The sequence below is a fragment of the Neisseria sp. HMSC061H08 genome, assembly GCF_001836795.1.
GTDB classification, from domain to species: Bacteria; Pseudomonadota; Gammaproteobacteria; order Burkholderiales; family Neisseriaceae; genus Neisseria; species Neisseria subflava_A.
The window spans coordinates 13945-32229 of the sequence record NZ_KV830576.1; the positions used below are offsets into that span (position 1 = coordinate 13945).

Below are 18285 nucleotides of genomic sequence, written 5' to 3' on the forward strand. Positions count from 1 at the left end.
CATGCCTATTATTTAGACAAATTTATTACAAAAATTTGATTTTAAAAGTAAAATAAAATTACTTTTTTATTATAAATTTTAAAATATTCGTATATTTACTAGTAAAAATCATTATTATATGTTAGAAAATTTTGCATAGATTATTGTATATATTGAATAATGTTCTGATAGGCAAGCAAGTGAAAAAATTGTTATAAAATTTCAGAAAATCAAACAAGTTTGATATCAGCCAAGAAGATTGAGGGAGAAAATGACACGGATTTTACAATTGTGTATTGTATTGGAGAATAAGAAAGACCGTCTAAAATTTAGGTAGTTTCCTTTTAAATACAGGATACTAAATTTTTTATCAGATACTTAAGGCAAGCATTTTCAGACGGCCTTGGAATAAGATTATCATTTAAAAATAATGTAATTTTGTTTCTATGTAAGTGAGTGGTCAGTGGATATAGATTATCAATAACCAAGTGATTTAATGCGATATTAAATTCTATTTAAATCAATAAGGTATGAAAATGATATTGTCTGGATTATTCATTTGAAAGCACTATTACACTATTGAAGGCCGTCTGAAAAAATTGGTCTCTTAAGAAATAAATAAATCCTCCCTACCATGACTCCGAAAAGGAACACAATCATGACCGTCATCAAGCAAGAAGACTTTATCCAAAGTATTTTCGACGCTTTCCAATTCATCAGCTACTACCATCCTAAAGACTACATTCAGGCTTTATACAAGGCTTACCAAAAAGAAGAGAACCCTGCCGCCAAAGATGCGATGGCGCAGATTTTGGTCAATAGCCGTATGTGTGCTGAAGGCCATCGTCCGATTTGTCAGGATACCGGTATTGCGACCGTATTCTTGAAAGTGGGCATGGATGTACAGTGGGATGCCGAGATGAGCGTACAGGAAATGGTTAACGAAGGCGTACGCCGTGCATACACCTATCCTGACAACAAACTGCGCGCCTCTGTATTGGCCGACCCGGCTGGCAAACGTCAAAATACCAAAGACAACACGCCTGCCGTTGTACACATGGAAATCGTAAAAGGCGACAAAGTCGAAGTTACTTGTGCAGCCAAAGGCGGCGGTTCTGAAAACAAAACCAAAGTTGCCATGCTCAACCCTTCAGACAATATCGTTGATTGGGTATTGAAAACCGTTCCTCAAATGGGTGCAGGCTGGTGTCCTCCGGGCATCTTGGGTATCGGTATCGGCGGTACGCCTGAAAAAGCAGTGTTGATGGCCAAAGAAAGCCTGATGAGCCATATCGATATTCAGGAACTCAAAGAAAAAGCCGATTCCGGTGCAGAATTGTCTACGACCGAAGCCCTGCGCTTGGAACTCTACAAAAAAGTAAATGCCTTGGGCATTGGCGCACAAGGTTTGGGCGGTTTGAGCACCGTGCTGGATGTCAAAATCCTTGACTACCCAACCCACGCGGCTTCCAAACCGATTGCTATGATTCCAAACTGCGCGGCTACCCGCCACATTGAATTTGAATTGGACGGCTCAGGCCCGGCCAAACTGGAAGCCCCATCCTTGGAAGACTGGCCGGATCTGACTTACAGCCCGGACAACGGCAAACGTGTCGATGTCAACAATCTGACCAAAGAAGAAGTGGCCACATGGAAAACCGGCGACGTGTTGTTGCTGAACGGTAAAATCCTGACCGGCCGCGATGCCGCGCACAAACGTTTGGTTGATATGCTCAACAAAGGCGAAGAATTGCCGGTAGATTTCACCAACAAACTGATTTACTACGTTGGCCCGGTTGATCCAGTCCGTGACGAAGTTGTTGGCCCGGCTGGTCCGACTACTTCCACCCGTATGGATAAATTCACCCGCCAAATGCTGGAACAAACCGGCCTCCTGGGTATGATCGGTAAATCCGAACGCGGCGCAGCAACTTGCCAAGCCATTGCCGATAACAAAGCTGTTTACCTGATGGCTGTCGGCGGCGCGGCATATCTGGTTGCCAAAGCCATTAAAGCATCTAAAGTCTTGGCGTTCCCAGAATTGGGTATGGAAGCGATTTACGAATTTGAAGTCAAAGACATGCCTGTGACCGTTGCGGTGGATAGTAACGGTGAATCGGTTCACGCTATTGCACCAAAACAATGGCAGGCCAAAATCGGTATTATTCCGGTTGAAGCTTGATATTTGACCGAATAATCAAAGGCCGTCTGAACGATTTCAGACGGTCTTTTTTTGCTTACAAATAATTCAAATGTTTTCAAACGAGTAAATTTCCCTTTCTAAAAAGCACTTGTCAAAATCAGCGTTTGAAACTAGAATTCACAGCTTATCGAGTCGGAGTGTGGCGCAGTCTGGTAGCGCACTTGCATGGGGTGCAAGGGGTCGAAGGTTCGAATCCTTTCACTCCGACCAAAAAATTGGAAAGAGCCGTTTTAAAAACGGCTCTTTTTTCGTTTGGATGATTTATCTGAATAATGTATCCGAATGGATTTTAAAACTTAATACCAATGCCGTCTGAAACAAAACCTACTTTCTCAAAGCAGGTTTTGTTGCTTATAAGCAGAACTATTCGGCACTATCTTTCAATGTGTCTTTATAAGTATAAAGATAAGATGCGCCGACAAAGGATGCGCCACCGACGACATTGCCCAGGAATACGGGAATCATGTTGAAGAAAAATTGCCCCCATGTGATGTTTGCGCCTGCCAAAATACCCGCTGGGATAACGAACATATTGGCGACAAGGTGTTGGAAGCCGTTTAATACGAAAATCATGACGGGGAACCAAATGGCCAGCATTCGTCCGGTTGTGTTTTTGGCGGCAAAGTGCAGCCACGCGCCCATACAGACCATCCAGTTACATGCTACTGCTGATACAAAAGCACGGCCGAAATCCATATGGACTTTTGCTTCCGCCACGACAATGGTTTTTTCTGCAACGCTGCCTTCAATCATGCCGACATAGTATCCGAGGAAAAATGCCATCGCCAGCGTACCCACCAAATTGCCCATGCAGACGATAACCCAGTTGCGTAGCAGCATTTTGGAGGAAATCCGTCCGGCCAATCTGCCTAAAGACATAATCATCATGTTGCTGGTTACCAGTTCGCCGCCGCCAAGTAGGATACAAATCAAGGCGATAGGGAACACGGCTGCGCCGAGTAAAGTGGCAAAACCGCTCCATTCATGAGGTATGCCGCTGACTACTTTTAAATAGGCAAGATATCCAAAGCCGATGTATCCGCCGGCTAAAACGCTCAAGATTGCCAGTGTGGGAATGCTGGATTGTGCTTTGGCGCAGCTTTTGTCGAGAACAACCTGTAAAATTTCCTGTGGGTATAAATCGCGCGAAGCCATGATGTTCCTTAAAGTGGGTTGAGGAGGAAACGTTGTTTTAAAGGTGGTACAAACTGTCGCGGTAGAGTAGTGTTATAGGGAGCCGGTGTACGGTCTTTGTCTTATCAATTCAATAAGCTTGAATTAAACCTAAAAAACAGATACTTCGCCTTGCTTTAGCTCAAAAGAAATATTATTACATTTTGTCTCCATATTCAAAAAGGCCGTCTGAACATTGAAATTTCAGACGGCCTTGTTTTGATTTTTAAACTTACAAATGTGCCAGCTTTGCATTGCCTTCGCGAGGAATAGGGCGCGGATTGCCTTGTGAATCGATGGCAACGTAAGTGAATACGGCTTCGGTGACCAGTTGGCGGTCTTCCGTTACCATGTCGTTCATCAAAGTCTTCACCCACACTTCGATTTTCAGTTGCAAAGAAGTATTGCCTACACGGACGCAATGACCGTAGCAGCATACAACGTTGCCGACTTTTACCGGTCTGATGAAATTCATTTCTTGAACGGCTACGGTTACAATTCGTCCCTGTGCGATTTCTGCCGCCAAAATACCACCGCCCAAATCCATTTGCGACATAATCCAGCCGCCGAAGATGTCCTGATTAGGGTTGGTATCGCGCGGCATGGCTACTGTACGCAATAAAAGTTGTCCTTCGGGTGCGGCATGGGTTTGTTTGTTGTCAGCCATAAAAAATCCTGTCAAAAAGTGGTATTTTACGCCATTTGTGGCGTTAAACCTATGTAGGCCGTCTGAAAAATCAGCAGGTAAAGTGTTACAATTAAATATATTCATCAGACAAAGGAGAAAGCTCATGCATCCGATTCAAGAACCACGAAATAGCGGCCTTTTACGCGTATCCGACATTCACGAAATCTACTGGGAAGAGTCAGGCAATCCTGATGGACACCCCGTGATTTTCCTGCATGGCGGCCCCGGAGCAGGCGCATCACCGGCTTGCCGAGGCTTTTTCAATCCAGAACATTTCCGCATCGTCATCATCGACCAACGCGGCTGCGGACGCTCCAAACCGTATGCCTGTATCGAAGACAACACCACATGGGATTTGGTTGCTGATATTGAAAAAGTACGCGAAATGCTCGGCATTCAAAAATGGTTGGTTTTCGGCGGCTCATGGGGCAGCACCTTGTCGCTGACTTATGCCGAAACCCATCCCGATCGCGTCAGCGGCTTAGTTCTGCGCGGTATTTTCCTGTGCAGGCCGTCTGAAATGGCATGGCTGAACGAAGCAGGTGGCGTCAGCCAAATTTATCCGGCTCAATGGCAAAAATTCATTGCTCCTGTAGCCGGAAACAAACGCCAAGCCCTAATCAAAGCCTACCATGAAATGCTGTTCAGCGAAGATGAAGCCACGCGCCTCAAAGCAGCCAAATCATGGGCAGACTGGGAAAGCTACCTTATTCAGTTTGAACCCAAAGACGTGGATGAAGACCCGCAAGCCTCCCTTGCCATCGCAAGAATGGAAAACCATTATTTCGTGAACGAAGGCTGGCTGCAGGGCGATAAAGCCATCTTGGCAAACATCGGCAAAATCCGCCATATTCCAACCATCATCGTCCAAGGCCGCTACGACCTATGCACCCCGATGCAAAGCGCGTGGGAACTCTCGCAAGCCTTCCCAGAAGCAGAATTGAGAATTGTCCAAGCAGGCCACTCTTCTTTTGATCCTTCGCTTTCCGAAGCTTTGGTAAAAGCAGTAGAGGATATTAGAAGCAAGTTATAAAGGGTAATCAATAACAATGCCGTCTGAAAAAGTTTCAGACGGCATTTTTTCTATTTACATGTTAAATTTAATATCATATTATCATTGCATGATATCAGTTTGAATTTTTTAGAATTTCAATATGAAACCCCTCATTTACTACGCCCATTCCGCCCAAGACGAACTCGGCAACCTCTTGCCTTACGAACACTGGCAAACCTTGCAAAGCCATTCGGTCAATGTTGGGGAAATGGCGGCGGAGTTTGCTCGGGTGTTTGGTGCGCAGGAAATTGCCTACCAGACGGGACAACTTCACGATTTAGGGAAATATTCAGAACCCTTTAATCAGCGATTGCATGGTGGCCCATCAGTCGATCATGCTACCGCTGGAGCCAAGATTGCTGTCGAACATTGGGGCAATGTTATCGGCAAGCTGATGGCGTTTTGCATCGCTGGGCATCATTCGGGGCTTGCAAATGGCAATGGCGAAGGTGATAACCGACGTACGTTAAAGAATCGTTTGGCGTTGCAATTTGGCGAAGATATTCCCGCTCTCGATAACCTATGGCAACAAGAAATCAAGCTCCCTCAAAACCTGTCCGCACCGCCACTCAAAGCCGATGTGCATCATCCTTTTTTCTCCTACGCTTTTTTCACCAGAATGCTCTATTCCTGCTTGGTGGATGCCGATTATCTTGATACTGAAGCCTTTTATTCAAACCTAGAAAACAAAGCCGTCGAGCGAGGCGGTTATCCTGATTTAAACGCCTTACAACACAATTTCAATCAATTTATCAACGATTTCAGACGACGTATCGCCCAAGCTTCAGAGCAAACCGAAGCCGAAAAACGCAATGCCGCTTTAAACCGCCTGCGCAGCGAAATTCTCGATCATGCCGTAGAACAAGCGGCACAAGCGCAAGGGCTGTTCACGCTCACTGTGCCGACGGGCGGCGGCAAAACTTTCACTTCCATGGCGTTTGCGTTGGAACACGCCAAACGGCACGATATGCGGCGCGTGATTTACGTCATCCCGTTCACCAGCATCATTGAACAAAATGCCGCCGAATTCCGCAAAGCCTTTGGCGAATTGGGCGAACAAGCCGTGTTGGAGCACCATAGCACCTTTGACGACGGCAAACTGCAAAATGAGGCCACCAAAGACAAATTGCGCCTTGCCTCGGAAAACTGGGACGCGCCGATTGTCGTGACCACCGCCGTGCAATTCTTTGAATCCCTCTTTGCCGACCGCTCCTCGCGCTGCCGCAAACTGCATAACATCGCAGGCTCCGTCATCATCTTCGACGAAGCGCAAATGCTGCCGCTTAATCTTTTGCTGCCCATTATGCAAGCCATCAAAGAATTGGCGCAGAACTACCGCTGCAGCATCGTCATGTGCACCGCCACCCAGCCTGCCGTGCAAGCTGAAAACGGCTTCTATCGCGGCTTTGAGAACGTGCGCGAAATAGCCCCAAAACCGACCGCACTTTTCGACAAACTGCGCCGCACCACAGTGCAACACATCGGCACACAAACCGACGCCGACCTGCTCGCTAAACTTGGCGAACACCCGCAAATGCTCGTCATCGTCAACAACCGCCGCCACGCCCGCAGCCTGTACGACCAAGCCAAACACTTTGACGGCACGTTCCACCTGACCACCTTAATGTGCGCCAAACACCGCAGCCAAAAGCTCGATGAAATCCGAGGCCGTCTGAAAAACGGCGAACCCTGCCGCGTCATTGCCACCTCCTTAATTGAAGCAGGTGTTGATGTGGATTTTCCGCTGGTGATGCGCGCCGAAGCAGGTTTAGACAGCGTCGCGCAAGCTGCCGGACGTTGCAACCGCGAGGGCAAAAGGCCGTCTGAAAACAGCTTTGTCTGGATATTCGCGCCCGAAGAACAATGGAAAGCCCCGCCTGAACTTGCCACCCAAGCCGCCGTTATGCGCCTGACCGCCGACAGCTTTTCAGACGACCTCTTATCCACCCAAGCCGTCGCAGCCTATTTCGCCGAGCTTTATCAATTAAAAGGCAGCGAACTAGACAATAAAAAAATTCTGAAAATGCACAACGATACAGGGCAAAGCCTTGATTTCCCATTCCAAACCATCGCCGACAAATTCCGCATGATCGAAAGCCATATGCAGGCGCTGATTATTCCGTTCGATGTTGATGCCGAAAACCTCATCAGCAACCTGCACCACGCCGACCACATCGGTGGACTGCTACGCAAACTGCAACCCTACATCGTCCAAATCCCCGAAAAAGCCCTCGCCGCTTTATATAAAGCAGGGCGTATTGAACCGATTAACGAGAAAAACTTCGGAAAACAGTTTTATACACTGATCGGGCTGGATTTGTATGATGAGGTGGCGGGGTTGAGTTGGGAGGATACGGCGTTTTTGAAGGGAGAGAGTTTGGTGTTTTGATTAACTTAACAGCTTTAGAAAAAAATATTGCATTCTCCTAAAAGTAGGGAGATAATTGACTCGTAATAAAAATTATGAGTGATTGGTGGAGATAAGATAATGACTGAGAAATTTGATTTAAGTGAAGCAAAAGTTGAAAAAGTAATTGTTCATAAAATAGGGAATCAGTTCAGAGATGAAGGTATGCAGTTATCCGATGCTGAACTAGAAAACCACTCAGCCTTAGATGAACTTTTATTAAAACATTTTCTTCTTCCTGTTTTAAGGAGTGAAAATGAATATACTCTAACTCATGAATCTAATATCAATCTTAATTTAGTTAAGCATTATACATCGCTGATATTTGAAGATAATGAAAATTTCTTTAATGCTTCTTTGGCTATAGCAAAACATTTATATATTTGCTCATCTCATCCAAATATTGGCGGAGGAGAATTTATTGAAATATTATTTACTGGAATAAAATATGCTGAACAATATATTCAGGCTATTGGCTTATTTAGAATTGAGACCAAAAACAGCTATTTAGATGTTGAAAATCACAATGGAATCATTGAGATTATTAAACGAGATGGTATTGCTATCGATTCTATTCAAAAAGGTGCTGTAATTTTATCTATTGAAGATACTACTTTTATTATTGATAGCTTAGGAAAGAAAACCAAATATTGGTTAGAGTCATTTATAAAAGCCACTCCTAAAAATACCCCTAAAAAATATACACAGATAATCGGTGGAATTAGCGCTGCAATTTCCAAGAAAATTACGACTCCAGAAAGTATGTTGAAATTTTCAGAATCTTTAGCAAATGAAGATTCATTCTCAATTAATCAATTAAAAAAAATATCTAGTAATTTTCTTCATGAAGAAGATATTAATTCTATTGTGGATGGATTTGGTGTTAAACATGGGATTGATTTAGATGTGAATTTTTTAGTTGATAAATCAAGACTATCAAAATATATCAAAGTAATATCAAAGAAAATTCCGTTATCAGATGGTGTAGATATTTTGATTTCAAATCCTAATACAAAAATTATGTCATTTGAAGTTCAAAAGACTGATTTTGGCTTTAAAGCAATCGTTGATATTAAAGAAGGAAAATAATATGGCAGGTGAAATTTCAAAAAAATCTGGTGATATTGGTGAGAAGATTGCTGAAAAATTGTTAGAGAAAATAGGGTGGAAAGAACAAATTCATAATATTTCTATTGCATGCTCTGATGATAATCATGTCAATAGTTCAGGAAATCAAAAGAAAAGTCATGGAGAGGATATAATATATTTATATGATACTCCATTTCATGATGATACAACGGTTATAGCTCATATTTCTGTTAAACATAAAATGGAAGGATATGGAACTAGTGAGTCTGCTGTTACTAGCGAATTCAGGAGTCATATTAAAGAGCTTGAGGAAATTATTGCATGTGCAAGGTATGATGAAAAAATTAACTCTTTGATTGAGTTGAGTAGTATAAAAAAGAATAGAAAAGATATTGGAATACTAATATGGTTGCATAGCAATAAAGATAGCTTTGAAAAAAGTATTTTGCCAATTATTGCAAAGTCTAGACTAAGCTTAGAAGGAAATACACCCTATTATGTTATAGATAGTGCTAGAGCAAGCTTTCTTTTAAAAGTAATAAATGATTTAGAAAAACAATCTAATAAAGGAGAATATCAATTTTATTATCCTAAGATCGGAACTTCTATTTCAGTTGAATCAGATAGGAAAGGTCATTTTTTACCTATAGAGTTAATTGTTTCAGATATTATACCAGCTATTGTTCCAGTAGATAGTCAAAATCAATTTTACTTATATAGTAGGGAAAGTTTCAGCGATATAGCGTATAAAAATCTTATGGCCTATGCTTTAAATTTTTCTGCTGGCTTAGTTTCAAAAATTCATATTGGATTTCCTGATTACAATTCGGTCATAAATAAAGATATGGCTAAAATGATTCGTTCTTCATTTAAAGATAGAAGAGAAGAGATCATTCCTTTTTCTTACAATAGTTCAATTTTAGATTTGCTTCAGGAGTAAACAATGGAAAATAAATTAGATCTAAGAGGTTTGATTCCATCTGGAAATGAATTACGAGTTCTTCTCAATAGCAAACATATTTCTGAAGGTGAAATAAATAATACCCTAAAAAATAAAGGTGTATTTTGTGGGAATAGCGATAAAACTTTTTCTGTTCCCCTTCTTGTCGCTACACTGTTAACATCAAATGAATACTCTAATATTATTGATAAATCAATTGCAAGAAATTTAAAGCCTAAAAGTAAAATTTCAAAATTAGAGTTGTCTAATGAAGGTGCAAATTGGAAGGAACCTTTAAAAAACTTATTTTCTTCTGATTTTGATATTTTTCAAGATATTCCTAATATTGAAATAAATACTAAACCAAAACTTACATTTATTGGAGCTAATAAAGCTAAAATTCAATACGAGATAAAGAGAAAAGATTTTAGTAAAGATTTTTTGAATAGAGAGCTTGATTTTTCTGGAGAAATTATTATTGAAAAGCAAAATGATGGAATTAGCTTAGAATCTATTTATACTCATACATCTAGTGAGACCGAACTCATAAACCGTAGGCTTGGTATTGCGATCGCGAAAGAACTAAGACAATCAGGTGTTACTAAGAGTGATGTAGAAGAGAGAATTACTTTTGATAGTTTTAAAGATATAGAGAGAGTTAAGTTTTTCAAAAGATTAACAGGTGGATTAGGAGAATATTTAAAATTAGATAATGTGAATGAAATAGTTATTAGTAGGGAAGGTTCGAAAACCCCACTACCTAATGATCCTAAAGTCTCTTGGATGAATAACACAGTTACATTAATGAAAATTGATGGAAATAGGCTACATGATATCTTTTTAATGTCAGATGAAATATATTATAAGTATTACTATATTCATAATATGCTTGTAACCTATAAGTATTCTGGTGCTTCAAACTCAGGAACCTTGAAAATATGTTTTTTCTTTAGTTCGTCGTCAAGAAAAAAATTATCATTTGATAAAGATGCTGAACTTACTTTTGTGATAGCAGGATCTAACTATGAAAATCAGCCAACTGCTCCGAGCAGAAAGAATATTGAAAATGATATATCAGAGAAAATTAGAACAATGATTAAAACTGAATATCAGAAGATATTAAGTGAAAGAACATAACTAAATTATAATCTTCTATTTTTTAACATTTAAATATGGTTTATCGAAAATAATTTATAGTATCGTATTCTTAAAATACGTGTATTGAAACTAAAGCTGATATGTTATCAGTATTAAAAAAATCAGCCGCCTTCGGGCGGCTGTGTGTTAAGGAGTTTGTATGGCAAACCAAATCCGCCTACACATTTGGGGCGATTATGCCTGTTTTACCCGTCCAGAGATGAAGGTGGAGCGGGTGTCTTATGATGTCATTACGCCGTCGGCGGCGCGCGGGATTTTGGCGGCGGTGCATTGGAAGCCGGCGATTCGGTGGGTGATTGACCGGATTTATGTGTTGAAACCGATTCGGTTTGAGTCGGTGCGGCGCAATGAGTTGGGCGGCAAGATTTCGGCGGGTAAGGTAAGCGGCGCGATGAAGCGCAAGAGCGTTGCCGATTTATATACGCTGATTGAAGACGACCGCCAACAGCGCGCGGCGACGGTGCTGAAAGACGTGGCTTATGTGATTGAAGCTCATGCGGTGCTGACGGCAAAAGCGGGGGCGGATGAGACCGTTATCAAGCATATCGAGATGTTCAAACGCCGTGCGAAAAAGGGGCAATGTTTCCAGCAGCCTTGTTTGGGCGTGCGTGAATTTCCTGCCGATTTTGCGTTGATTGACGAAGACGATCCGCTGCCACCGTCGGCGTTATCGGAAAGCGAGGCAAACCGCGATTTGGGCTGGATGTTGCACGATATTGATTTTGACCACGGCAACACGCCGCATTTTTTCCGCGCACAAATGAAAGACGGCGTGATTGATGTGCCGCCGTTTTACGCCGAGGAGGTGAAAGCATGATTCTTGCGTCCCTTGCCCGTTATTACCGCCGTTTGGCAGCGGAAACCGATGAAATGGGCAACCCGAAAGTGCCGCCTTATGGTTTTAGCGAGGAAAAAATCGGCTGGATTTTGGTGTTGGATAAAGAAGGTCGTCTGAAAACCGTTGTGCCGAATCTGACCGCCGATAAAAAGCCGCAGCCGAAGTTGATGAGCGTGCCGCGCCCTGAAAAACGCACGTCGGGTATCAAACCGAATTTTTTGTGGGATAAAACCGCCTATGCGCTTGGCGTGGAAACCAATAAAAACAAAGCCGAGGCGAAGGAAAAGCCGTTTACGTCGTCTGAAAAAACCTTTGACGCCTTCAAGCAATACCACCTCGATTTACTGCAAAACAGCGAAGATGAAGGCTTGCAAGCCTTGTACCGTTTTCTGCAAAACTGGCAGCCTGCACATTTCGCTGCCGAAAATCTTCCTGCCGAAATGCTCGATGCCAATATCGCATTTTCTCTTGAAAAACCAACCGCACTTATCCATAAACGCGAAGCTGCGCAAAGCTTGTGGGCAGGCTGCCTGAAAAGCGACGAAGAACTCGAGGGTTTGTGCTTGATTAGCGGCGACACTGCCCCGATTGCGCGGCTGCATCCTGCGATTAAAGGCGTGTTTGGCGGGCAAAGCTCCGGCGGTTCGATTATTTCGTTCAACAAAGAAGCCTTTGCCTCGTTTGGCAAAGAGCAAGGCGCAAATGCGCCCGTTTCCGAACAATCCGCGTTTGCCTACACCACCGCGCTGAACTATCTGTTGCGCCGCGAAAACAATCACTGCTTGACCATTGGTGACGCCCGCACAGTCTTTTGGGCGGAAGCGGACGATAACGCGACGGCGCAGGCTGCCGAAGGCTTCTTCGCGCACGTGTTCACGCCGCCGGATGATGAACAAGAAAGCGCCAAAGTTTTCAACGTATTGAAACAAATAAGTAACAAAGGCCGTCCGCTGCAAGAAATTGCACCCGAACTCTCTCCCAATACCCGTTTTTATATCTTAGGGCTTGCTCCTAATGCCGCGCGGATTTCTGTTCGGTTTTGGCTAGACACCACCTTTGGGCAGTTGGCGAAAAATCTGGCGCAGCATTGGCGAGATTTAGCCCTTGAGCCTTGCGCATGGAAAACGCCACCGTCTATTTGGCGACTCTTATTGCAAACTGCCGTATTGGGCAAAAGCGAAAACATCTCGCCCGTGTTGGCAGGCGAAATGACACGCGCCGTGATTTGTGGCACACCGTATCCCTTAAGTTTGCTGTCGCAACTGATTACCCGAATCCGCGCCGACGGCGACGTGAACGGTCTGCGCGTGGCAATGATGAAAGCCGTATTAGAGCGGCGTTTTAGAAAAGGTTTTATTGAAGAAGGAGTTCCTATGAGTTTGAACAATGAAAGCCCGAATCGCGCCTATCTTTTAGGGCGGCTGTTTGCCGTGTTGGAGCGCATCCAATATCAGGCGTTGGGCGAATTAAACGCCGGCATTGCCGACCGCTATTACGGCTCTGCCTCCGCCGTGCCGTTTTCGGTTTTTCCGCGCCTTTTGTCGGGTGCAAAACACCATTTGTCGCGCTTGCGTAAAGACAAAGCCGGCATGGCGGTGAATTTGGATAAAGATTTGGGCGAAATCATTGCCAAACTGCCCGAGACCTTTCCACGCCATTTGAGCATTGACGAGCAAGGCCGCTTCGCCATCGGCTATTACCATCAAAAACAAAGCTATTTTGCTAAAAAAGAAACCGCTGAAACCATTGAAAACTAAGGAGCCAGAAAATGTCTGCCATTCAAAACCGCTATGAATTTGTTTACTTTTTTGATGTTACCAACGGCAACCCCAACGGCGATCCCGATGCGGGCAATATGCCACGCCTCGATCCCGAATCCAGCAAAGGCTTGGTAACCGATGTCTGCCTAAAACGCAAAATCCGTAATTTTGTCGAAATCAGCAGCGAAAACGAAGCCGGTTACGAAATCTACGTCAAAGAAAAAAGCGTGTTGAACCTGCAAAACAAACGCGCTTATGAAGCGCTCGGCATTGAATCTGAAGCCAAAAAACTGCCCAAAGACGAAGCCAAAGCCCGCGACATTACCGCTTGGATGTGCAAAAACTTCTTCGATATCCGCACCTTCGGCGCGGTGATGACCACCGAAGTTAACAGCGGACAAGTGCGCGGCCCGGTACAACTGGCGTTTGCCCAATCCATAGACCCGATTGTGCCGCTGGAAATTTCCATCACCCGCATGGCGGTCACCAACGAAAAAGACTTGGAAAAAGAACGCACTATGGGGCGCAAATACATCGTCCCTTACGCGCTCTACCGCGTGCATGGCTTTATCTCCGCCAACCTTGCCGCCAAAACCGGTTTTTCAGACGACGACTTGGCCAAACTTTGGCAAGCCCTGATGCTGATGTTTGAACACGACCGCTCCGCCGCCCGTGGCGAAATGGCGGCGCGCAAACTGATTGTTTTCAAACACGACAGCGCACTCGGCAGCCAGCCTGCACATAAATTGTTTGATGCCGTGAAAGTCGAACGCGTAAACGGCGAATCAGGTACGCCGGCAAGCGGTTTTGGAGATTACAAAATCAGCGTGGTTTCAGACGGCTTAAATGGCGTGAGTGTGGAAGAGTTGCTGTAAAAACACTTAAAAAGATGACCGCACTTTTAACCGAAACCCAAGGGGAAAATCAGGACACGCGCCTGATTCCCCTTTCCGCTTTGCAACATTACGCCTTCTGTCCGCGTCAATGCGCGTTGATTCACAACGAGCAGGCGTGGGCGGAGAACTATTTGACCGCGCAGGGCAAGGCGCTGCATGAGCGAGTGGATTCGGGCGAGCCGGAAACACGCAAGGGCGTGCGCTTTGAGCGGACGGTACATGTGTCGGCGGAGAAGCTGGGTATCAGCGGCGTGTTGGATTTGGTGGAGGTGGATACAAAAACAGGTCGTCTGAAACCCGTCGAATACAAACGCGGCAAGCCCAAACCCGACCCAATGGATGAAATCCAGCTTTGCGCCCAAGGTTTGTGCTTGGAAGAAATGACGGGGCAAATCGTCTCTGAGGGCGCACTGTGGTATATGCAAACCCGCCACCGCGTCCCCATCGTGTTTTCAGACGACCTGCGCGCCCAAACACTCGCCACCATCGCCGCCGTGCGCGAACTCTTAAATAGCGGTCAAACCCCGCCGCCCGACTACGGCAAACACTGCAAAGCCTGCTCGCTGGTGGAGATTTGCCAGCCGGCGTTGCTGGGGAAACGGGATAGGAGTGTGGGGTATGTGGAGGGGTTGTTTGAGTAAATGAACTATGGAAAATTTATATGAATAAAACTGTGCATTGGTTTGAATGTTTAATGAGTCATTTGGAGATAATGGAGGAGGCAAAGCGTAAATTTGTTCTATCACTTATTGACAAGCCTCTTGATATCTCAGACTCAGATATCAAAAAATATATTCCAGGTGTTCTAGGAAGAGAATTGTTCCTACTTAGGAAATATATTTCATACAGCCTAGCAAATAAGAAACATTTATTTACTAAAGGAGTAAAAAGTATCAGATGCAAAACATATATATTAGACAATGGAGAAGAAAAGTTAATAGATAACGCTAAAATTATAGAAAATGAATATCGAGAAAGGATAAAGGATGATTTGGTTAAAAATAATCTTCCACTCTGGCACCAACTATCATATCAAGATAAATGTAACCTTTATGCTTTTTATGCCTTTAGTGAATTTGTTTCATATATTTTACTGGGGATTATAGAGTATGATAGTAATTATGAAGGATGTAAAAAGTATAAATTAAATAAAGAATTATTGAAATCTTATAAGATGATTTGGTTTGCACGATACTTTACTAAGCAAAGTCATTTCTCTGATGTGATATTTAGGAATGAAATTAGTCGTAAAGTAATTCATAGAGATTCTTATTTATTCCAGAATTTTGTAGATATTGTATTAGATAAATATATAAGCTTCCATCCACTCTATACGAAATTTTTAGATTCCGCTGATAATGTGATTTTTTCAGATATCAGAAGATTAGCAGAGATCGTTTCATTTTTTTCATTGCAACATGATATTAAAGATATAAATAATACTCAACCAATTATTAGCAGGGATAAATTATATGAATTTGGTTTTTCTGAAGATGAAATTAAATACCTTTTTAAAAAATTAGATAATTTTGAAGTCCATGAAAATGATCGCATAGTAACAGAGCTAGATAATAAATTAATAAGACTAAATAATATCAATCTTAAATTTGCAATTAAAACAATATCATCTAAATATTTAACTAACATGAATAAGATTGGTTCATGGTTTGAAGGTGATTATCTTTTAGAATACCTAAAAAATAAGCTCGATAGCAATAGATTTATAGTAACAAATGGTATAAATGATCCCAAAGAGAAATATGATGCAGACATCATTATTTATGATGGGTCATCTAATCTAATATATTTCTGCCAGATTAAGCATAGAATCGCGACTATTCATCCATTTTTTAAGGACGAATTTAATGAATATTGCAGAAATGAATCATTGAATCATGGAATAGATCAGTTATGCTCTCTACGTTCAAAAGCACTAACTGATAAAGTTAAAGAGCAGCTTATATCAAGATTGGGTAAAAAAATAGTTAATAAATTAGATATGGCAAAAAACTGCAGATTTATACTGATACATTCTATCGAAAACCTTGATATGTGCACTAAAAATGGTATATCAATGTATGAGTGGAATACTTTTAGAAATATTCTCCAAGGAAAATTTTCATCTTTTAAAGTTTTGCCTAAAGATACTAATTTGAATTGCATATATTACAGTAATAAGCTACTTGATTTTTCGGATATTGTGAGCGTCCAAGACTATTTAATTAAAAATCTTCAAAAGATTTACGATGACAGCCTAAGTACTAACTTGGGTCCTGCAGAAGAGTGGGAAATTTTAAATGGAGCAAGAGCGTTGTTTATGTTTAATACATCTATTTCCTGTATGAATAGACCCTTTTTTACATCTAAATGGATATCTTGGGAAATTCCACTAATTATATAACGTTTTAATTAGGATTATTTCATTTAACTGACTGTTTTTTTAGATAAATAAACTAAACATTCCTTTAAAAAGCACAGTCAAAACCTAAGGAGTTCCCCATGCGCAAACTGCAAAACACGCTGTATATCACCACCCAAGGCAGCTATCTGCATAAGGAGCGGGAGACGCTGGTGGTGGCGCAGGAGCGTAAGAAGGTGGCGCAGTTGCCGGTGCATTCTATTGGGCATATTTTCTGTTTTGGCAATGTGCTGGTATCGCCGTTTTTGTTAGGGTTTTGCGGTGAAAATAATGTGAATTTGGCGTTTTTTACCGAAAACGGACGTTATTTGGGGCGGCTTCAGGGGCGGCAAAGCGGCAATGTGCTACTGCGTCGGGCGCAGTATCGGGGGTCGGAGCAAAATCCTGTGCCGATTGCGCGCAATATCATTGCGGCGAAGATTCAGGCGAGCAAGCGGGTGCTTCAGCGGCAGATTCGCAATTACGGCGAGAATGCGGCGATTCAAAGTGCGGTCGATGCTTTGAACATTTCGCTGTGGCAGTTGAAGGGCGTGGCGGAGCTGGACGTGGTGCGCGGTATTGAGGGCGATGCGGCGGCGCGTTATTTCGGCGTATTTGGGCAGCTTTTGAGCGAAAAAAGCGGTTTTTCTTTTGACGGACGCAACCGCCGTCCGCCTAGAGACGGGGTGAATGCGCTGTTGTCGTTTGTGTACAGTCTGTTGGGCAAGGACATCAGCGGCGCGCTGCAAGGTGTGGGGCTGGATCCGCAGGTGGGCTTTTTGCACGCCGACCGCCCGGGGCGCGACAGTTTGGCGCAGGATATTTTGGAAGAATTCCGCGCGTGGTGGGCAGACAGGCTGGTGTTGTCGCTGATTAACCGCGGGCAAATCAAACCGCAGGATTTTGTCGCCGAGGCAAGTGGCGCGGTGAGCTTGAAATCCGATGCGCGTAAGCTCTTGTTCCAAGCCTTGCAGGCGAAAAAGCAGGAGAAAATCGTTCATCCGTTTTTAGGCGAGGAAGTGGAAATTGGGCTGCTGCCGTATATTCAGGCAATGCTGTTGGCGCGGCACCTGCGCGGGGATTTGGCGGAATATCCCCCGTTTTTGATGAGATAGGTTTGCAGGTCGTCTGAAAGCGGGTTGGATGTTTTCAGACGACCGCTAAAGCAGCCTGCACATGGGAATACAAAATGCTGATGCTGATTACTTACGATATTTCGCTGGAAGACGCTGAAGGACCGGCAAGGCTACGGCGCGTGGCAAAATTGTGTCTGGACTACGGCGTGCGCGTGCAATATTCAGTGTTTGAATGCGACATCGCGCCCGATCAGTGGGTTGTTTTAAAGGACAAACTTTTGAAAACCTACAACCCTGAAACCGACAGCCTGCGCTTTTACCATCTGGGTAGCAAATGGCGGCGCAAAGTGGAACACCATGGCGCAAAACCGTCGGTGGATGTGTTTAAGGATACCTTGATTGTGTGAATCGCCAACCTGAGGTTCTCATGAAAATGCGGCAGGGTTGGCGAACTTGGATTGTTCTTTAACAATCAGGATATTGCGAATGCAGGTGTAACAGAAAAGGCTGTGTTATACTCGCGTTCACGCTTTTCTCGGGAGCTTAGCGAAATCGGGGCTATGAAACCTGACAGAGCAAGGCTTTTGAGAGGGGCTCCAGCCGCCTTCGGGCGGCTGTGTGTTGAA

General features: G+C 43.5%; 15 protein-coding genes and 1 tRNA gene. 14 read left to right on the top strand and 2 right to left on the bottom strand.

What is annotated here, in order from left to right:
• Positions 1 to 637 precede the first annotated feature (637 nt).
• Together HMPREF2675_RS06760 and HMPREF2675_RS06765 are read left to right on the top strand one after the other, a co-directional pair.
• On the top strand, positions 638 to 2161 hold the full coding sequence (locus tag HMPREF2675_RS06760; protein ID WP_003746217.1) for a fumarate hydratase: 1524 nt from the start codon (positions 638 to 640) through the stop codon (positions 2159 to 2161).
• 154 nt (positions 2162 to 2315) lie between these two features.
• Positions 2316 to 2392 (top strand) — tRNA-Pro (locus tag HMPREF2675_RS06765).
• 153 nt (positions 2393 to 2545) lie between these two features.
• Here HMPREF2675_RS06765 and HMPREF2675_RS06770 read toward each other — a convergent pair.
• The gene (locus HMPREF2675_RS06770) at positions 2546 to 3337 is read right to left on the bottom strand and encodes a formate/nitrite transporter family protein (protein ID WP_070814501.1); all 792 of its coding nucleotides are present in this window, start codon (positions 3335 to 3337) and stop codon (positions 2546 to 2548) included.
• A gap of 250 nt (positions 3338 to 3587) precedes the next feature.
• Positions 3588 to 4022 carry an acyl-CoA thioester hydrolase YciA gene (gene yciA / locus HMPREF2675_RS06775; protein WP_063076484.1) on the bottom strand — a complete coding sequence of 145 codons (435 nt, stop codon included), beginning with the start codon at positions 4020 to 4022 and terminating at the stop codon, positions 3588 to 3590.
• A 124-nt stretch (positions 4023 to 4146) separates the two neighbouring features.
• Between yciA and pip the strand changes: the two genes are divergently transcribed.
• From pip to cas2, 12 genes are all read left to right on the top strand, one after another.
• Entirely contained in the window at positions 4147 to 5076 is a 930-nt protein-coding gene (pip, locus tag HMPREF2675_RS06780) for a prolyl aminopeptidase (protein WP_070814502.1), read from the top strand.
• A gap of 121 nt (positions 5077 to 5197) precedes the next feature.
• Positions 5198 to 7486 carry a CRISPR-associated helicase/endonuclease Cas3 gene (locus HMPREF2675_RS06785; RefSeq protein WP_070814503.1) on the top strand — a complete coding sequence of 763 codons (2289 nt, stop codon included), beginning with the start codon at positions 5198 to 5200 and terminating at the stop codon, positions 7484 to 7486.
• Positions 7487 to 7564: 78 nt separating this feature from the next.
• The gene (locus HMPREF2675_RS06790; protein WP_141759967.1) at positions 7565 to 8593 is read left to right on the top strand and encodes a nucleoid-associated protein; all 1029 of its coding nucleotides are present in this window, start codon (positions 7565 to 7567) and stop codon (positions 8591 to 8593) included.
• Position 8594: 1 nt separating this feature from the next.
• Positions 8595 to 9533, top strand: a complete 939-nt coding sequence (locus HMPREF2675_RS06795; protein WP_070814505.1) for a GapS4a family protein — start codon at positions 8595 to 8597, stop codon at positions 9531 to 9533.
• A 3-nt stretch (positions 9534 to 9536) separates the two neighbouring features.
• The gene (locus tag HMPREF2675_RS06800) at positions 9537 to 10670 is read left to right on the top strand and encodes a GapS4b family protein (protein ID WP_070814506.1); all 1134 of its coding nucleotides are present in this window, start codon (positions 9537 to 9539) and stop codon (positions 10668 to 10670) included.
• 160 nt (positions 10671 to 10830) lie between these two features.
• The gene (gene cas5c / locus HMPREF2675_RS06805; protein ID WP_070814507.1) at positions 10831 to 11508 is read left to right on the top strand and encodes a type I-C CRISPR-associated protein Cas5c; all 678 of its coding nucleotides are present in this window, start codon (positions 10831 to 10833) and stop codon (positions 11506 to 11508) included.
• A complete protein-coding gene (gene cas8c, locus HMPREF2675_RS06810; RefSeq protein ID WP_070814508.1) occupies positions 11505 to 13286 on the top strand; it encodes a type I-C CRISPR-associated protein Cas8c/Csd1 in 1782 nt (593 codons plus the stop codon). Before cas5c ends, cas8c begins: the two co-directional genes overlap by 4 nt.
• An 11-nt stretch (positions 13287 to 13297) precedes the next feature.
• Positions 13298 to 14164, top strand: coding sequence for a type I-C CRISPR-associated protein Cas7/Csd2 (gene cas7c, locus HMPREF2675_RS06815; protein WP_070814509.1), 867 nt, complete (start codon positions 13298 to 13300; stop codon positions 14162 to 14164).
• A 14-nt stretch (positions 14165 to 14178) separates the two neighbouring features.
• Positions 14179 to 14826 (top strand): CRISPR-associated protein Cas4, encoded by a 648-nt coding sequence (gene cas4 / locus HMPREF2675_RS06820; protein ID WP_070814510.1) that lies wholly within the window; start codon positions 14179 to 14181, stop codon positions 14824 to 14826.
• Between the two features lie 20 nt (positions 14827 to 14846).
• Positions 14847 to 16586, top strand: a complete 1740-nt coding sequence (locus HMPREF2675_RS06825; protein ID WP_070814511.1) for a hypothetical protein — start codon at positions 14847 to 14849, stop codon at positions 16584 to 16586.
• Positions 16587 to 16684: 98 nt separating this feature from the next.
• Complete coding sequence (cas1c, locus tag HMPREF2675_RS06830; protein ID WP_070814512.1) at positions 16685 to 17698, top strand: type I-C CRISPR-associated endonuclease Cas1c; 1014 nt, start codon at positions 16685 to 16687, stop codon at positions 17696 to 17698.
• 74 nt (positions 17699 to 17772) lie between these two features.
• On the top strand, positions 17773 to 18066 hold the full coding sequence (gene cas2, locus HMPREF2675_RS06835) for a CRISPR-associated endonuclease Cas2 (protein ID WP_070814513.1): 294 nt from the start codon (positions 17773 to 17775) through the stop codon (positions 18064 to 18066).
• Positions 18067 to 18285 lie beyond the last annotated feature (219 nt).

Excerpts from the sequence above, each read along its gene's own strand:
- HMPREF2675_RS06785 (WP_070814503.1), top strand. The coding sequence starts at position 5,198 with ATGAAACCCCTCATTTACTACGCCCATTCCGCCCAAGACGAACTCGGC.
- HMPREF2675_RS06800 (WP_070814506.1), top strand. The coding sequence starts at position 9,537 with ATGGAAAATAAATTAGATCTAAGAGGTTTGATTCCATCTGGAAATGAA.
- HMPREF2675_RS06795 (WP_070814505.1), top strand. The coding sequence starts at position 8,595 with ATGGCAGGTGAAATTTCAAAAAAATCTGGTGATATTGGTGAGAAGATT.
- HMPREF2675_RS06825 (WP_070814511.1), top strand. The coding sequence starts at position 14,847 with ATGAATAAAACTGTGCATTGGTTTGAATGTTTAATGAGTCATTTGGAG.
- yciA (WP_063076484.1), bottom strand. The coding sequence starts at position 4,022 with ATGGCTGACAACAAACAAACCCATGCCGCACCCGAAGGACAACTTTTA.
- cas4 (WP_070814510.1), top strand. The coding sequence starts at position 14,179 with ATGACCGCACTTTTAACCGAAACCCAAGGGGAAAATCAGGACACGCGC.
- cas2 (WP_070814513.1), top strand. The coding sequence starts at position 17,773 with ATGCTGATGCTGATTACTTACGATATTTCGCTGGAAGACGCTGAAGGA.
- cas5c (WP_070814507.1), top strand. The coding sequence starts at position 10,831 with ATGGCAAACCAAATCCGCCTACACATTTGGGGCGATTATGCCTGTTTT.
- HMPREF2675_RS06770 (WP_070814501.1), bottom strand. The coding sequence starts at position 3,337 with ATGGCTTCGCGCGATTTATACCCACAGGAAATTTTACAGGTTGTTCTC.
- pip (WP_070814502.1), top strand. The coding sequence starts at position 4,147 with ATGCATCCGATTCAAGAACCACGAAATAGCGGCCTTTTACGCGTATCC.
- HMPREF2675_RS06760 (WP_003746217.1), top strand. The coding sequence starts at position 638 with ATGACCGTCATCAAGCAAGAAGACTTTATCCAAAGTATTTTCGACGCT.
- cas7c (WP_070814509.1), top strand. The coding sequence starts at position 13,298 with ATGTCTGCCATTCAAAACCGCTATGAATTTGTTTACTTTTTTGATGTT.
- cas8c (WP_070814508.1), top strand. The coding sequence starts at position 11,505 with ATGATTCTTGCGTCCCTTGCCCGTTATTACCGCCGTTTGGCAGCGGAA.
- cas1c (WP_070814512.1), top strand. The coding sequence starts at position 16,685 with ATGCGCAAACTGCAAAACACGCTGTATATCACCACCCAAGGCAGCTAT.